Source organism: Owariibacterium komagatae (genome assembly GCF_045865535.1).
Lineage (GTDB): Bacteria > Bacillota > Clostridia > Oscillospirales > Ruminococcaceae > Ruthenibacterium > Ruthenibacterium komagatae.
Genome location: NZ_AP031406.1, coordinates 3,521,448 through 3,537,097 on the forward strand (window position 1 = coordinate 3,521,448; position 15,650 = coordinate 3,537,097).

The following is a 15,650-nucleotide window of genomic DNA, read 5'->3' on the forward strand; positions in this document are numbered from 1 at the left end:
CCGCCAAGGCGAACGGCCGTTCAGTCGGAACAGGAAATGTGCGACAGTACTTCTTATTTTTTGACCAGATATTTGCGCATGTCCAATGCACAGGCAAAAAGAATAATGCCGCCCTTAATGGCGTACTGCAGGTTCTGATCCATGCCAACCAACGGAAGTGCCACAAAGATCAGACGAAGCATGATAACGCCGATGACGATGCCGCTGATTTTACCGATACCGCCTACGAAGGATACACCACCGATAACGCAAGCGGCGATAGCGTCCAATTCATAGTTCACACCGGTGTTGGCCGTGTTGGAAGCGATACGGGCAGATTCCACGAAACCGGCCCAACCATACATGGCGCCTGCCAATGCGAAGACAGCGATGGTGGTCATAAAGACATTGACACCGGAAACGCGGGCGGCCTCTTCGTTGGCGCCCAGTGCAAACATGTTTTTACCAAAAGTGGTTTTGTTCCAGATGAACCACATCAAAGCAGTCAGCAGAACTGCATAAATAACGTAGTTGGGAATCTGAATGCTGCCGCCGGCAAAATTCAGAAGGGGAGGATTGCCAACGACGAAGTTACGATATTCGTCCGTCAGGCTGGAAATGGCCATACCGTTGTTGTTGCCCGCCTGAACATAGAACAGAAGAATGGTGTACAGAATCAACTGCGTTGCCAGCGTGACGATGAAGGGATGCAGTTTGAACTTGGCCACAAAGAAGCCGTTGAACGCACCGATCAGTGCGCCGATTGCCACGACGATGAGAATGACAAGAGGAATGGGCAGGGCGCCGATTCCGGTCCACATCTTGTTGGCAATGTCGGATTTCTGCAGCAGAGAAGCAGCTATGCAGGCGGTGATACCGACTGCACGACCTGCGCTCAGATCGGTGCCGGTCAAAACGATACAGCCGGCAATGCCGAGCGCAACAGGAAGGTACGCAGCTGTCAGGGAAAGAAGGTTGATCAGAGAACTGGCGGACAAAAAGCTGGGCTGAGTAATGGCAACATAGACAGCGACCAGCAGCATGATGATAATCAGCGCGTTGTTGAGCAGAGCATTGCCGATTTGTTTTCCGCTCAATTTCTGAGCTTTGGCGGCAAGCGCTTTGGATTCGTTACTCATGAATGATTGCCTCCTCTTTACACATACTTGGCCGCCAGGGTCAGAATTTCTTCCTGGCTGGTATTCTTTGCGTCTACTTCGCCGGCCACCTGTCCGCCGGACATTACCAGAATCCGGTCGCAGACGCCCAGCAATTCAGGCATTTCGGAAGATACCATGATTACGCCTTTGTCCTCTTTGGCCAAATCAATAATCAACTGATAGATTTCGTATTTTGCACCCACGTCAATGCCGCGGGTCGGTTCGTCCAGCAGCAGGATCTCCGGCTTGGTCAGCAGCCAGCGGCCGATAATGACTTTCTGCTGGTTGCCGCCGGACAGGGAGCGGATCTGCGTGTGCTGGCTGGGAGTTTTGATGTGCATTGCCTGGATGGACCACTCTGTGTCCTTGCGCATTTTTTTCTCGCTCAGGAAAACGCCGCCTACAAGGTAGTCTTTCAAACTGGAGATCACGGTGTTTTCCTTGATGTCCCGAATACCGAAAATACCGGTTGCGCGGCGTTCCTCGGTCAGCAGGGCAAAGCCGTTCTTAATGGATTCCCGCGGTGAACGGTTTTGAATCTCTTTCCCGTGCAGTGTAATTGTGCCGCCCTCACGTGTCATGGCGCCGAACAGATTTTCCAGAACTTCTGTGCGGCCGGAGCCGTCCAGTCCTGCAATGCCGAGGATTTCGCCTTTGCGAAGCTGGAAGGTGGCGTCTTTCAAACGGGTGTACTTGCCCGCAATGTGCTGAACGTCCAGAATCACATCTCCGGGAACGTTGGTCTTGGGCGGGAATCGATTGGTCAGTTCGCGGCCGACCATCAGCTTAATAATCTCGTCCATGGTCAGAGTCTTTGCCGGGCGGGTTGCTACCCATTGACCGTCGCGCATGATGGTAACATCATCGCTGATGCGCAAAATCTCTTCCATCTTATGAGATATGTAAATGATTCCGCAGCCCTTGTCACGGAGCATATTGATGATGCGGAACAAATGTTCTACTTCCGTTTCGGTGAGGGAAGAAGTGGGCTCATCGAATACAATGATTTTGGAATCGTAGGAAACCGCTTTTGCGATTTCCACCATTTGGCGCTGAGAAACAGGCAGAGTGGACATGATTGCTTTGGGGTTTACGGTAACGCCCAATGTTTCAAAAATTTCTTTGGTACGCCGTGCCATTTTGGATTCATCGACCATAACGCCGGCGATTTTGGGGTAACGGCCCAGCCAAAGGTTGTCCTGTACGCTGCGGGTCAATGCCTGGTTCAGTTCCTGATGTACCATGGCAACACCGCTTTCCAGCGCTTCTTTCGAACTTTTAAAGTTGACCTCTTTGCCGTCCAGGCGAATGGTTCCTTCGTCCCGATGGTAAATGCCAAACAGACATTTCATCAGAGTCGATTTTCCGGCGCCGTTTTCGCCCATCAGAGCATGGACCGTGCCGGGACGAACTGTCAGGTCCACATGATCCAATGCTTTTACGCCCGGAAAATTCTTGCAGATGCCGCGCATCTCCAGCAATGCTGGCTGCTCCATAAGTTTCCTCCTCTCTTGTGCGGAAGAATGCTTTTACCGGGCGCAAAATGCACCCGAACGAAAACTTTCTTCATGTCAGGGCTAAGCGGGGCTGCCTGTTGGCGGCCCCGCTTGGCTTTTTCTGGTGTTGTTGGGGCGATTCAGATGACAGGGAAATCAGCCTTCAGTGCCGTCGTACATCTGATAGGGAACACGGATCTTCGCCACGTCGTCGTCCACAGTGAACTGATCGGTGTTGGCCATCAATTCAGCGCCATCCTGCACGTTTTTGACCAGCGTGTTGATGGTAGAAGCCATACCGACAGCATCCTGCTTGATGGAACCGGTCATGTTGCCAGCCTGAATCAGCGCTTTTGCGGAATCAGTGGCGTCCACGCCGAAGACGGGGATGATGGTGGTGCCTTCGCCATTGTTGTAGCCGACGTTCTGCAGAGCGGCGATCGCGCCTTCAGCCATGCCGTCGTTGTTGCAGATGATCAGCTCAACCATGTTGTTGTTGTCTTTGTTGTAGCTGCCCAGCAGGGTAACCATGTAGTCGTTGGCGGCCTGTGCAGACCATTTGCCAGCAGCGTCAACCAGGTATTTGGTGGTAGCTTTGGAGTCGTAGTAAGCCAGTTCCGGTTTGCCAGCTTCGGTCAGGATAGCGTTGGCGTCTTCTACAGCGTACTGGGTGCGGGCCTCAGCCTCTGCATTGCCTTCCTGACCTTTGAACAGAACATAAGAGATGCTGCCGTCGCCGTTCAGGTCAACGGTGTCGTAATTGGCCAGCAGATATTCGCCGATCATTTCGCCCTGCATGTGGCCAGCGTCCGGAGCATTGGTGCCGACGAATGCGCATTTTTCATAGCTGTTGATGACGTCGTTGTCTGCAACTTCGCGGTTGAAGAAGATGACGGGGATGTCAGCTGCTTTGGCGGCATCCACAATATCCTTCGCAGGGTCAGAAGTGGAGGTTTCCACGATGTTGACGATCAGCAGATCGGAACCAGCAGTGATAGCGGTTTTAACTTGGTCGGTCTGTGTGGGCTGAGAACCGGCAGCGTCCCAGTTTTTGGGTTCGATGCCCATGGCTTTCAGCTGCTCATCCATCGCAGTGCGAACTGTGGAGATGTACACGTCAGAGAAGTCATAGTAGAACACGTCGACCTGAAGTTCGGAAGCGCTCTGAGCAACGCTGGAACCGGTGGTGCTGCCCGTAGAAGCAGTGCTTCCGGCAGAGGAGCCGCCGCAGGATGCGAGCATGCCCACAGCAAGGATGGCTGAAAGCAGAAGTGCAAGTTTCTTTTTCATTGAAATATCCTCCTACAAGTTTTGCATGTGTGGAACGCTGTCTGCGTCCCTCTTTCTGCCTTTATTTTAAGGGGATTTTTCTTCAGAATCGATAGAAAAATCTTCTGTCCTATAGGAAATTCCTTGGCTTAAAGGTCAGATTGCACAAGCAAAGATACTTTTTGTTGGCGAAAACAGAGATGGGCGGGAAGAAAGGTGGAAAAGCTGTAAAGGTTGAAGGGTTGACATCGATCGATTGTATTGTGGTTGAGCGTTGTTAAGGTGAGACGCTTTACGTGATCGGTGAAGATGAAATATGAAGCATATCTTACTGGAAAATATGCAATATGTCCCTGATAATGCTGTTAGCAGCCGTGTTGATTTTGATTATAGCTGTTTGCAGTCTTGTGAGTGACCTTAAGCGGCAGGCCTGCACAGCATTGTTCGGAGGCAGAGAGCCTTCCTCGGGGATAAAAAAACACGCCCCAATCGGCATTTGCTGCTGATGGAGGCGTGTTTTTTTATTATTGCGGAGTTGTAAATGGATTATCCGGGGTAATATGTAGATAAAGCGTCATTTAACTGCAAAATCCATGCAGGGTAATCCTGTCCCACGCTGGGATTGACGATATTCATAAGTTCTACTTTTCCGTTTCGATAGGTTCCGCTGCAGTTGAACTGATATTTGATGTCTTCGTGCAGGACGATCAGTTCGACTTCCAGATTCAAGAACATATCATCGAGTCGGGTTTGAAAAAACTTGGCTTTTGCATTCCAAATGTGTACGCCTTGTGCTTCCAGCTCCAACAAAGCTGAAAACATATCGTCGGAATTTCCTATGAATTTTTGAATTGCCTGTTCATCTAGTGTCTCGATTGCCTGAGCTGCTTTTCGAGCACACAGGTATGCGGGGATGCAGCGCCATGCAAAACCCTCTCCCACAATCAGCCCGTTCAGTGTAGGAATCAAAAGAAAAAACAGCAGGAAGGCGGAAAGAATGTACGCAATCACTTTTCGTGTGAATGCTTTTGTCTTTTGAGCAATTTCTCCTTCGGAATAGTCAATAACTTTTTTGGCAACAGATTCGGGATTGGCGGTGTGTTCCTTGCTGTTCCCATGCTCTCCAGAGAGAAGCTCTACAATTGTAACATCCAAAGCGGCGGCAAGGGGCTCCAATAAGGATATATCCGGAGCACACAGGCCACGCTCCCACTTTGAGACAGCCCGGTCGGTGACGTGGAGCAGATCCGCAAGCTCTTTTTGTGTCAAATGCTTTTCTTTTCGAAGTTCTTTGATGAAAGTTCCGGTTTTTGCATTGTCCATCTGGTTCCACCTCACCTTAACCCGAATTATATCATATCTGCAGAAAAGTGCACCAAACCTTAGGTTGAGTTGGCAAAAAAGAATCCGAACCTATTTCCGTATGAGAAAATAAGCTCGGATTCTTTTATCTGGTGCGGGTAACAGGAATCGAACCTGCATGGATCACTCCGCCAGATCCTAAGTCTGGTGCGTCTGCCAGTTCCGCCATACCCGCATAAATTATATGTTTCATTTTACAGAGCGTGCCCGCGTTTGTCAATTGCCCATTGGACGGCGGGAGATTATAATAAGAATAAGGAGGGCAGAACTATGAGAATGTACGATGTGATTTCCCATAAGCGGGACGGAAAAGTTTTGTCGGAAGAGGAGATTCGTTTTTTTGTACAGGAATATACGGCAGATCGAATCCCGGACTATCAGGCCAGTGCTCTGCTCATGGCCATTTACCTTAAAGGAATGACTCCGGAGGAAACATCGATTCTTACCTCTGCCATGGTGCAAAGCGGTGAAACGGAAGATCTCTCCATGATTCAGGGAATTAAGGCAGATAAACATTCCACTGGTGGAGTAGGAGATAAAACGACTTTAGCGGTTATTCCCATCGCTGCGGCCTGCGGCCTGAAGATGGCAAAAATGAGTGGAAGAGGTTTGGGTCATACGGGCGGAACGCTGGACAAGTTAGAATCGATTCCTGGTTATCGAATTGCTTTGAGCGAGCAGGAGTTTGCACACCAGGTCAATACCATTGGCGCGGCGGTCATCGGTCAGACCAGAAATTTGGCGCCGGCTGACAAAAAAATGTATGCGCTGAGGGATGTTACGGCGACCGTATCCAGCATTCCTCTGATCGCGTCCAGTATTATGTCCAAGAAGCTGGCGTCGGGCTCCGACTGTATTTTGCTGGACGTGAAGGTTGGAAGCGGAGCTTTTATGAAGACGGTCCAAGAGGCACAAGCTTTGGCAGAAATGATGGTGTCGATCGGGTGGGCGCACGGCAAAAAAACTGCGGCGTTGCTGACACGTATGGACACGCCTTTGGGACATGCGGTCGGCAATGGGGTGGAAGTGTTGGAAGCGCTTCAGGTCCTCAAAGGCGGCGGTCCCGAAGATTTGCAACAGGAATGTGTCCTTCTGGCGGCGCACTTGCTCCACCTTTCCGATGAAAAACGCACACTGCCGGAGTGTGCGGCACAAGCGCAAAACGCAATTGCAAATGGCCGTGCGCTTCAAAAATTTTATGAAATGGTGACGGCGCAGGGCGGAGACGTTTCGGTGCTTCAGCAGGAAGAGAGATTCCCTCAAGCGCCTTTTGAGAGAGCGTTGCTTGCGCAGCATGACGGCTATATCAGTGCAATGGATACAGAAGGAATCGGGATATCGGCCATGCTGCTAGGCGCAGGAAGGCAAAAGAAAGAAGATTCGATCGATCCTACGGCAGGATTGTTATCATTGAAGAAGACGGGAGATTTTGTGCGACGCGGAGAGCCCATCGCACGAATGTATGCTTCCGATGAAACACTGTTTGATGCAGCGGAAAATACTTATCGGCAGGCGCTGTGCTTTTCAGCGCAGCCTGTCGATCGGCCGCCGTTGCTGATTGGTTATGTTTCTCAAAAAGGTACGGCTTTTTATTGACATATGTCGGAAATTGGCTATAATAATAATTGACATATGCCGGATATAGGAGGCGGAAAATGCCAAGGCCAACGAAATGTCGGAGAATCTGTGCTGTGCCGAAACTGGATGAGTTCGGGCCGCTGCATTTACAGAAAGAGCAGGAGCCTGTGGTCCTTTCGGTGGATGAATACGAAGTGATTCGGCTGATTGACAGCCTGGAGATGAACCAGGAAGAATGCGCGGCACAGATGGAAGTGGCACGTACGACGGTACAGGCAATTTACACGTCTGCCCGGCGGAAAATTGCAGATGCACTGGTCAATGGTCGTTTTTTGAAAATTGTCGGCGGAAATTACCGCGTTTGTCCCAATCAGCGGGAATGCTGTCGCCGAAGATGTCCACAGACATGTGCAGGAAATGTTTGCGGAAGCTGCTGCGTGCAGCAGAGTCAAGAGGAGGACTTGAAATGAAAATTGCAGTAACGTATGAAGACGGAAATATTTATGGCCATTTTGGACATACACAGCAGTTTAAGATTTATACTGTCGAACAGGGGACGGTTGTTTCCAGCGAAGTAGTTCCTACTGGAGACAGCGGCCACGGTGCTTTGGCGGGATTTTTGAAAGAGCGCGGCGTGGATACGCTGATTTGCGGAGGAATTGGCGGCGGAGCGCGCACCGCTCTGGCGCAGGCTGGAATTGAATTGTATCCGGGAGCAGTCGGATCTGCCGATGATGCAGTGCAGGCACTTTTGAATGGGGCACTGCGCTATGATCCCAACACGGTCTGTGCGCATCATGAAGGAAACCATTCCTGCGGAAATCATGGATGTGGAAACCACTGAGAAAAAAGATGCGGATGAAATTTCATCCGCATCTTTTTTTAAGGTGGATTTAGAGAAAATCGAAGAAAAAATGAGAAAATGAGAGGAAATAAGAGCAAATCAGATGAATTATTTCCGAAAGCTCAGAATACGCAGAGATATACAGATAATTTGTGAATTTTTTACGAAAAAACTATTGACAAAATGTGCACAAATCTATATAGTACATTTGTGTGTTTTAAGATGCATCTGAACACACGGCGCAGCTTGACTGTGCCGAACTTGGTGATCGTATGTGTCGCTGTAGCTGCCAAACCGATTTTTCCACTCAGTCGGGGATAAGAGCAGTGTAACAAACCTTTTGCGGGGCGGCATAATTGACACTGGCCCGGGCCATTTCCCGGGAAAATTCCGCAAAGGGGGATGCAATCCATATGGATAATAGTGTAGTTGTATCGTTGAAAGACATTGTAGTTGATTTCGATGGCGAGACCGTTCTGGACGGGCTCAATCTCGATATCCACGACAAGGAGTTTGTAACGTTTTTGGGGCCGTCCGGCTGCGGTAAAACGACAACACTTCGCGTCATAGGTGGATTTATCGAACCGAAATCGGGCAATGTCTTTTTTAACGGAAAAGACATCACATCGTTGCCGCCGTATAAGCGTCAGGTCAACACGGTATTTCAGAAGTATGCGTTGTTTCCGCATCTGAATGTGTATGACAATGTGGCTTTTGGACTTCGCTTGAAAAAGGTGGATGAAAAGGAAGTCCGTCAGCGTGTTATGGAAATGCTGGAAATGGTGGGCCTGAAAGGGTTTGAACGCCGCAGCACGGTCACGCTTTCCGGTGGCCAGCAGCAGCGCGTGGCAATTGCCCGTTCTCTGGTCAACCATCCGCGCGTGCTTCTTTTGGACGAGCCTTTGGGTGCGTTGGATTTGAAACTGCGTAAAGAAATGCAGATCGAATTGAAGCGGATCCAGCAGAGCATGGATATTACCTTTATTTATGTAACGCATGATCAGGAAGAGGCTCTGACGATGTCGGATACCGTCGTGGTAATGCGCGGTGGAAATATCCAGCAGATCGGTTCGCCGCAGGACATTTACAACGAGCCGAAAAATGCCTTTGTTGCGAATTTCATTGGCGAATCCAACATTCTGGATGGTGTGATGCTGCGCGATTTCTGTGTGGAATTTGCGGGCAATGAATTCACCTGCGTGGATAAGGGCTTCGGCGCCAAGGAATTTGTTCAGGTGGTTGTGCGGCCGGAGGATATTCGTGTTGTGCCGGCTATTCAGGGGCAGCTGACGGGAATTGTCGAGAACGTCATTTTTAAAGGTGTGCACTTTGAAATGCATGTTCGTCAGGCTGGATATGATTGGATCATTCACTCTACACAGGCTTCTCAAGTAGGAGAGCTGATCGGTATGTGCATTGGACCGGATGAGATCCATATCATGCACCGCGCGGAGGAAGAGTGAGATGCTGAAAAAGAAATCACTTGCTGCGCCGTATCTGGTGTGGATGGTAGCATTTACTATTTTTCCACTGGCGATTGTTATCTATTTTGCTTTTACTAATAAGGAAGGGCAATTTACCTTTGACAACATCATGGCACTGGGCCCTTATACGGCGGTGTTTGTGCACAGCATCGTCCTCGCGGTCATCGCCACGATCATTTGCCTGTTGCTGGCGTTCCCGATTAGCTTTATGCTGTCCAGACTGAAGGCCTCCCGGCAGAGAATGATGGTTATGCTGATTATGCTTCCCATGTGGATGAACTTTTTGCTGCGCACCTATGCGTGGATGAGCCTTTTGGAGATGGGCGGCTTGATCAATCAGTTCCTGGGCCTGTTCGGGCTGGGACCGTTTCAGATGATCAACACTTCCGGGGCGGTCGTCCTGGGAATGGTCTACAACTATCTGCCCTATATGATCTTGCCGCTGTACACGATCATGGTGAAGATCGACAGCAGCGTAATTGAAGCGGCACAGGATCTGGGCGCGAATATGTTCCACGTTCTGACCCGCGTTCTGATTCCTCTTTCGATGGATGGCATCACCACCGGGATCACGATGGTCTTCGTTCCCAGTATCTCGACGTTCATCATCAGCCGGATGCTGGGCGGCGGCTCCAACTTGCTGATCGGCGATTTGATTGAGCTGCAGTTCCTGGGGAACAGTTACAACTACAATTTGGGAAGTGCCATGAGCTTGGTGCTGATGGTGATTGTCCTGCTTTGCATGAGCCTTACCACTGCCGATACAGAGGAAATGGAGGCGATGGTATGAGAAAGTGGAAAGTTTTGGGACGTGTTTATCTCTGCGCGCTTTTGGGCTTTTTGTACCTTCCCATCGCCATTTTGATCGCGTTCAGTTTCAACGAGTCCAAAAGCCGTGCGGTGTTCACGGGCTTTACCTTTAAATGGTATGTGAATCTGTTCCACGATGAAATGGTTTTGAAAAGCCTTTTGGTCTCCTTGATCATTGCGTTTGCCGCATCCATTCTGGCGACGCTTTTGGGAACGATGGCATCCATCGGCATCAGCTCCATGAAAAAGCGCACGCGCAGCGCCATCATGACGGTCAGTTATATCCCGGTCATCAATCCGGAGATTATTACCGGCGTGTCGCTGATGCTGCTGTTTGTGGTGGGAAACGACGGAATGTCCAAGATCCTTTCCACGATTCTGGACAAAGAGGTCGCGGTACAGGGATTTGGGATGGTGACACTGCTTTTGGCCCACATCACTTTTTGTGTGCCGTATGTGGTCTTCAATGTCAGTCCCAAGCTGCGGCAGATGGACATTCGAATTTATGAGGCGGCTTTGGACCTGGGGTGCAATCCCCGTCAGGCGTTTTTCAAAGTGATCCTGCCGGAACTGATGCCGGCGATTTTTTCTTCGTTCCTGATTTGCCTGACATATTCCATTGATGATTTTATTATTTCCTATTTCACCAGCGGCACCGTTCAAACGCTGCCGATCACGATCTATTCCATGACGAAAAAGCGCGTCAGTCCGGAGATCAACGCGCTTTCCGCCATTATGTTTGTGGTCATTTTGGGCATCATATTGCTTTCCAATACAGCGGACAGTGCCAAGGAACGGCGGCTGGAGCGCATCATGCGCGAAGAAGAGAGAAAGGCGGGTATGGCATGAAAAAATTAGTTTCTTTGTTTGTTGTTACGGTGTTTTTCTGCGTGTTCTGCATGCAGTCTTTTGCTTTGGAGGTGGATCCCGGCTATGATTACGACCGGTTCCGCGGCCAGGACATCACTTTGAATGTGTACAACTGGGGCGAGTACATTTCCGACGGCGAGGATGGCTCGATGGACGTGATCCAGGAGTTTGAGGATCTGACCGGCATCAAAGTGAACTACACCACGTACGATACCAATGAGACCATGTATGCGAAAATTCGCAGCGGCGGCGGCGATTACGACGTGATCATTCCCAGCGACTATATGATCGGGCGCATGGCCAACGAGGGACTGCTGGAAGAACTGAACATGGACAACATCCCCAACTTCAAATACATCATTGACAGCTGCAAATCCGCTCCTTATGATCCGGAGAACAAATACAGCGTCGCTTACACATGGGGCGTTGTAGGCGTGATTTACAACACGACCATGGTGGATGAAGCGGATTTGCAGCAGGGCTGGAAAATCCTCTGGGATGAGGATTATGCCGGACAGATCCTGATGTTCAACAACAGCCGTGACGCCTTTGCGATTGCGCTGAAGATTTTGGGCTATTCCCTCAATCCGACCACCACAGAGGAAGTGGAAGAGGCGGCGGATCTGCTGAAAGAGCAGAAACCGGTTGTCCAGGCGTATGTCATGGACGAAGTGTTCGATAAAATGATCGGCGGCGAGGCGGCTCTGGCTCCCTACTATGCGGGCGATGGAATCACCATGGCGCAGGACAATCCGGACTTGGCGATGTTTATCCCGGAAGAGGGAACCAACCAATACATTGACGGCATGTGCATTCCCAAGGGTTCCAAGAACAAGGAAGCGGCCGAGATGTTCATCAACTTTATGTGTGAAACACAGGTGGCTCTGGCCAACACTGAGTACATTTGCTATGCTTCTCCGCATTCTGAAGTGAAGGACCTTTTGCCGGCAGAATTGAGCGAAAGCGATTTGATGTATCCTTCGGACGAACTCCTGCAGAAGAGCGAGGCAATGGTAGTGCTGTCGGACGAGATCAACAGCGCGATGGACACGGCCTGGAGCGACGTGAGAAGCTATGACACAAGCGAGAGCGCTTGGCTGATGCCCGTTCTGGTGGTGGTCATGCTGATCCTGGCGGTGGGCGGATTTGTCCGTGCCTCCATTCGGAAACGTCACAAAGATTATTGATTCAGAGAACCAGCAGCGTCGATGTCAGTCGGCGCTGCTTGATTTTCCATTGCGTTCAAAGGAGTTTTTATGGCATTTTCACTACGTTCTTATCAGGCGCCGGATTTTGAGGCACTGGGCCTTGCAAATCAACCGGATGCGGTCTTGGCTCCGGTGGTCCAAGAGGGGGTTGCGCCGGACAATTATCATGCGATGAGCATTTTTCCGGAATACTTCAAACTGGATGGAAAATGGATTCTAGCGAAAGAAAGCCGAATGGATTGTGTGGCTGTTTATGACGGAAGTTCGATTCAGGTAAAGAAGTTCCGCAATCTAAAAAAAGGAGAACAGGTGGTCCTTGGACGTTCCGAGGACGGAAGCGAAGGAATCTTTTTGTGGGCGGACGGTTTTTCGCAGAAACAAGAAAAAGCGGACGTTTTTGCCTTTCGTCAACAGAGAAGCCGTGAGACGGCCTTTTCGCAGGATTACGATGAATTGGCTGAACTTTTGAAGTATGAGAGAGAAAATGGTTATGTTGTGTGGGTAATGGGGCCTGCTTTTACATTTGATGCGGGAGCTCGTCAGGCGTTCAGTAAAATGATTGCGGGCGGATATGTAAATGCGATTTTAGCCGGCAATGCCTTGGCGACACACGATTTGGAAGGCGCCTATTTGCATACTGCTCTCGGGCAGGATATCTATACGCGGCAGAACGTCCCCAATGGCCATTACAATCATCTGGATACAATTAATCGGGTCAATTCGTGCGGTTCCATTCCGGCTTTTCTGAATCAGGAAAATATTCAAGATGGGATCATCTATCACTGTGAAAAATATCATGTGCCGTATGTTCTGGCCGGTTCTATTCGCGATGACGGTCCTTTGGCGCCTGTCTACGGGAATGTCTATGAGGCTCAGAACGCGATGCGCAACCATGTGCGGAAAGCGACAACAGTAATCTGTATGGCCACGATGCTTCACACTATTGCAGTGGGGAATATGACGCCCTCTTACCGTGTAACAGAAGATGGGACAGTTCGCCCGCTCTATTTTTACTGCGTAGACATCTCGGAGTTTACGGTCAACAAATTATGCGATCGAGGAAGTCTTGCGGCAAAGGGAATTGTGACCAATGCGCAGGATTTTATTGAAAAGCTCAGCCGCAATCTGGGACTTTAATCCTTTAAGGGCGGATGCTCATGCCGATATGAGCATCTGCCGATATTTTTTGATGAATCCGGAAAAAAGTATTGACATTTGTCTCGTGAGAATGTATTATATTAAGGCAGCGTGCTGAGAGGCTCATGTTTGCGCCCATAGCTCAGGTGGATAGAGCAACTGCCTTCTAAGCAGTGGGCCAGGGGTTCGAGTCCCTTTGGGCGCACCAAATATGGTGGGTGTAGTTCAGTTGGTTAGAGCGTCAGATTGTGGATCTGAATGTCGTGGGTTCGAGTCCCATCTCCCACCCCATTAAAAGGGACGGCAAATTCGTAAGGGTTTGCCGTCTTCCTATATTGGGCCATCGCCAAGCGGTAAGGCAACGGACTTTGACTCCGTCACTGCGCTGGTTCGAATCCAGCTGGCCCAACCAAAAATGAGAACAGGATTTTCTCCGTCAAAAGGCCCGGGTTATGCCCGGGCCTTTTGACGTTTGCATGAAATATTGGAACAATGCAACTGTGGGTGAAAATGAAAAGGAGTATGGGCTGAAAGAGGATAGAGCGTAAAGCAAAAGAATAAAGTGTGAAGGGTGGAACAGCCCGGAATAGAAAGAGAAGTCAGCCTGCTTCCGGAGCGAGAAATGAAAATATTTTTACATAGGACAGCGTTGAAGACAAAAGTAAAAAGTGCCTTGTAAACTGTATATATAAACAGAATAATTCAACGATTTTGAAATGCAAAGTTGTATGATGAATTTTTACGCTTTGCGTCAAAATCGAGTTATTATTCTCTAAATAGAGCAATTAATCATACAAATAGCAACAAAACTATTTGCAGATTTACTAGTTTAAAAGGCAGCGAATGTTACATATCTACAAAAATGGAGAGAATCGGATATATTTTCTTGACACAAACGATTAAGGATGGTACCATTTAGTCAACGAAAACACAGAAAAATGATTTGAAAAGGAGTTTGACTTTACAAGGCAAAAGATTAATTTGTATGATGACTTCCGATCGGCATTTTTGTGTGTAAATCGGTTCGCAGAACCGAAAAAAATAATTTGGGAGGCAAATTATGAAAAAGGTAGTAAGCATTGCACTTTCTTTGGTTATGTGCCTTGGCTTGCTGGCGTCTTGCGGCTCTTCCAGCGCAAGCAGCACAGCAACGTCCGGCAGCGGCACAGAAGCTGAGAGCACCGGCGATGTTACCCTGACCTATTGGTACTGGGCAGACAACGACGAGTATGCGAAGACCATGGATGAGATGGTTGCTGATTTTAACGCAACCAACGGAAAGGGCATCACTGTGGTTGCTGAGCAGCAGCCTTGGGATGGCGGCGGATACAGCACCAACCTGCTGAATGCCGTGATCGGCGGCGGCGGCCCCGACGTTGCGTCTTTCAAACTGACCGCAACTCCGAGCTTCGTGGCTAACAATATGCTGGTCAACCTGGACGAGTATATTGCAAACTGGGAAGATAAAGATGACATCGCAGAGAACCTGTGGAATGTTATGAAAGAGGCTTCCGGCACTGACAGCGTGTATGTCATGCCTTGGAACACTCAGATCCTGTACGTTTATTATCGTCCGTCCATGTTTGAAGAGGCTGGCATTGAGGTTCCCACCACTTATGATGAGTTCCTTGAGGCTTGCCGCACTCTGACGAAGGACACCGACGGTGACGGCGTGGTTGATCAGTATGGATTCTCCATGCGCGGCGCTTCCGGCGGACAGGAGCCCTGGGGCAGCTTCATCTACGCTGCTGGCGGCAGCTTCGAGGATATGACCAGCGAAGCTTCCGTGAAAGGTATGCAGGACTTCATCGATCTGTACACCGATGGCTGCGTTCCTTCCACCGCTCCCAACGATGGCTTCCAGGAGACGATCGAGACCAACTTCAAGAGCGGCAAATGTGCGATGGTTATCCACCACACCGGTTCTTACAAAGGCATGGTAGACACCTTCGGCGATGACGTTGCTGCGTTCCAGTTCCCGGCAGGCGAAGGCCGTTGGACCTCTATGGGCGACACCGAGAACGTTATGTTTGAGTCCTGCGAGAACAAAGAAGCTGCTTTCGAGTGGCTGGCTTATCTGGCAACTGGCAAAGGCCAGGAGACCTGGTGCACTGTTACGGGCAACGTGCCTGTGTCCCAGCGTGTTCAGGCTATGGACGAGTTCCAGGATAACCGCTTTATGAAAGCTTCCATCGAAGGCCAGGATTTTGCGGGTATTGTCCCCATTCTGGATACGACCTCTGAGTGGATTGCCAACATTTGGCCCTCTACGGTTCAGCAGGCCCTGCTCGGCCAGATTACGGCTGAAGAGGCTATGCAGACTCTGCAGACGGGATTGTGGGGCTAATTTAACAGCGAATCTGTTCCACTAAAAAGCAATAAACCGGCTCTGCCGGCACGGGTGGGCTGCATGGTTGTAGCCTACCCGTTTTTTGAGAAAGCTAATTCATTGT

13 protein-coding genes and 4 tRNA genes are annotated in these 15,650 nt (G+C 49.8%); 12 read left to right on the forward strand and 5 right to left on the reverse strand.

Annotation, left to right across the window (positions count from 1 at the left end):
- Positions 1–53 precede the first annotated feature (53 nt).
- From ACKTS9_RS17570 to ACKTS9_RS17590, 5 genes are all read right to left on the reverse strand, one after another.
- The gene (locus ACKTS9_RS17570; protein ID WP_349216111.1) at positions 54–1,118 is read right to left on the reverse strand and encodes a galactose/methyl galactoside ABC transporter permease MglC; all 1,065 of its coding nucleotides are present in this window, start codon (positions 1,116–1,118) and stop codon (positions 54–56) included.
- A gap of 17 nt (positions 1,119–1,135) precedes the next feature.
- Positions 1,136–2,635, reverse strand: coding sequence for a sugar ABC transporter ATP-binding protein (locus ACKTS9_RS17575; RefSeq protein WP_349216109.1), 1,500 nt, complete (start codon positions 2,633–2,635; stop codon positions 1,136–1,138).
- Positions 2,636–2,791: 156 nt separating this feature from the next.
- Positions 2,792–3,925 carry a galactose ABC transporter substrate-binding protein gene (locus ACKTS9_RS17580; RefSeq protein ID WP_349216108.1) on the reverse strand — a complete coding sequence of 378 codons (1,134 nt, stop codon included), beginning with the start codon at positions 3,923–3,925 and terminating at the stop codon, positions 2,792–2,794.
- Between the two features lie 525 nt (positions 3,926–4,450).
- Positions 4,451–5,227, reverse strand: coding sequence for a helix-turn-helix domain-containing protein (locus ACKTS9_RS17585; protein ID WP_349216106.1), 777 nt, complete (start codon positions 5,225–5,227; stop codon positions 4,451–4,453).
- A 129-nt stretch (positions 5,228–5,356) separates the two neighbouring features.
- Positions 5,357–5,441, reverse strand: a tRNA-Leu gene (locus ACKTS9_RS17590).
- 95 nt (positions 5,442–5,536) lie between these two features.
- Between ACKTS9_RS17590 and ACKTS9_RS17595 the strand changes: the two genes are divergently transcribed.
- From ACKTS9_RS17595 to ACKTS9_RS17650, 12 genes are all read left to right on the forward strand, one after another.
- Positions 5,537–6,862: a pyrimidine-nucleoside phosphorylase gene (locus ACKTS9_RS17595; protein ID WP_349216104.1), complete on the forward strand. Its 1,326-nt coding sequence runs from the start codon at positions 5,537–5,539 to the stop codon at positions 6,860–6,862.
- A gap of 95 nt (positions 6,863–6,957) precedes the next feature.
- Entirely contained in the window at positions 6,958–7,314 is a 357-nt protein-coding gene (locus ACKTS9_RS17600) for a DUF134 domain-containing protein (protein WP_349216102.1), read from the forward strand.
- Positions 7,311–7,688 carry a NifB/NifX family molybdenum-iron cluster-binding protein gene (locus ACKTS9_RS17605; RefSeq protein ID WP_349216101.1) on the forward strand — a complete coding sequence of 126 codons (378 nt, stop codon included), beginning with the start codon at positions 7,311–7,313 and terminating at the stop codon, positions 7,686–7,688. The genes ACKTS9_RS17600 and ACKTS9_RS17605 overlap by 4 nt, the downstream gene beginning before the upstream one ends.
- 413 nt (positions 7,689–8,101) lie before the next feature.
- Positions 8,102–9,151, forward strand: coding sequence for a spermidine/putrescine ABC transporter ATP-binding protein (potA, locus tag ACKTS9_RS17610; protein ID WP_349216099.1), 1,050 nt, complete (start codon positions 8,102–8,104; stop codon positions 9,149–9,151).
- A 1-nt stretch (position 9,152) separates the two neighbouring features.
- On the forward strand, positions 9,153–9,962 hold the full coding sequence (locus ACKTS9_RS17615; RefSeq protein WP_349216098.1) for an ABC transporter permease: 810 nt from the start codon (positions 9,153–9,155) through the stop codon (positions 9,960–9,962).
- The gene (locus tag ACKTS9_RS17620; protein WP_349216096.1) at positions 9,959–10,831 is read left to right on the forward strand and encodes an ABC transporter permease; all 873 of its coding nucleotides are present in this window, start codon (positions 9,959–9,961) and stop codon (positions 10,829–10,831) included. Before ACKTS9_RS17615 ends, ACKTS9_RS17620 begins: the two co-directional genes overlap by 4 nt.
- On the forward strand, positions 10,828–12,039 hold the full coding sequence (locus ACKTS9_RS17625) for an ABC transporter substrate-binding protein (protein WP_349216094.1): 1,212 nt from the start codon (positions 10,828–10,830) through the stop codon (positions 12,037–12,039). Before ACKTS9_RS17620 ends, ACKTS9_RS17625 begins: the two co-directional genes overlap by 4 nt.
- A gap of 69 nt (positions 12,040–12,108) precedes the next feature.
- Positions 12,109–13,197 carry a hypothetical protein gene (locus ACKTS9_RS17630; protein ID WP_407881968.1) on the forward strand — a complete coding sequence of 363 codons (1,089 nt, stop codon included), beginning with the start codon at positions 12,109–12,111 and terminating at the stop codon, positions 13,195–13,197.
- A 131-nt stretch (positions 13,198–13,328) separates the two neighbouring features.
- Positions 13,329–13,405: transfer RNA gene (locus ACKTS9_RS17635), tRNA-Arg, on the forward strand.
- 6 nt (positions 13,406–13,411) lie between these two features.
- Positions 13,412–13,488, forward strand: a tRNA-His gene (locus tag ACKTS9_RS17640).
- A 45-nt stretch (positions 13,489–13,533) separates the two neighbouring features.
- Positions 13,534–13,609 (forward strand) — tRNA-Gln (locus ACKTS9_RS17645).
- Between the two features lie 648 nt (positions 13,610–14,257).
- Positions 14,258–15,544 (forward strand): ABC transporter substrate-binding protein, encoded by a 1,287-nt coding sequence (locus ACKTS9_RS17650; RefSeq protein WP_349216093.1) that lies wholly within the window; start codon positions 14,258–14,260, stop codon positions 15,542–15,544.
- Positions 15,545–15,650 lie beyond the last annotated feature (106 nt).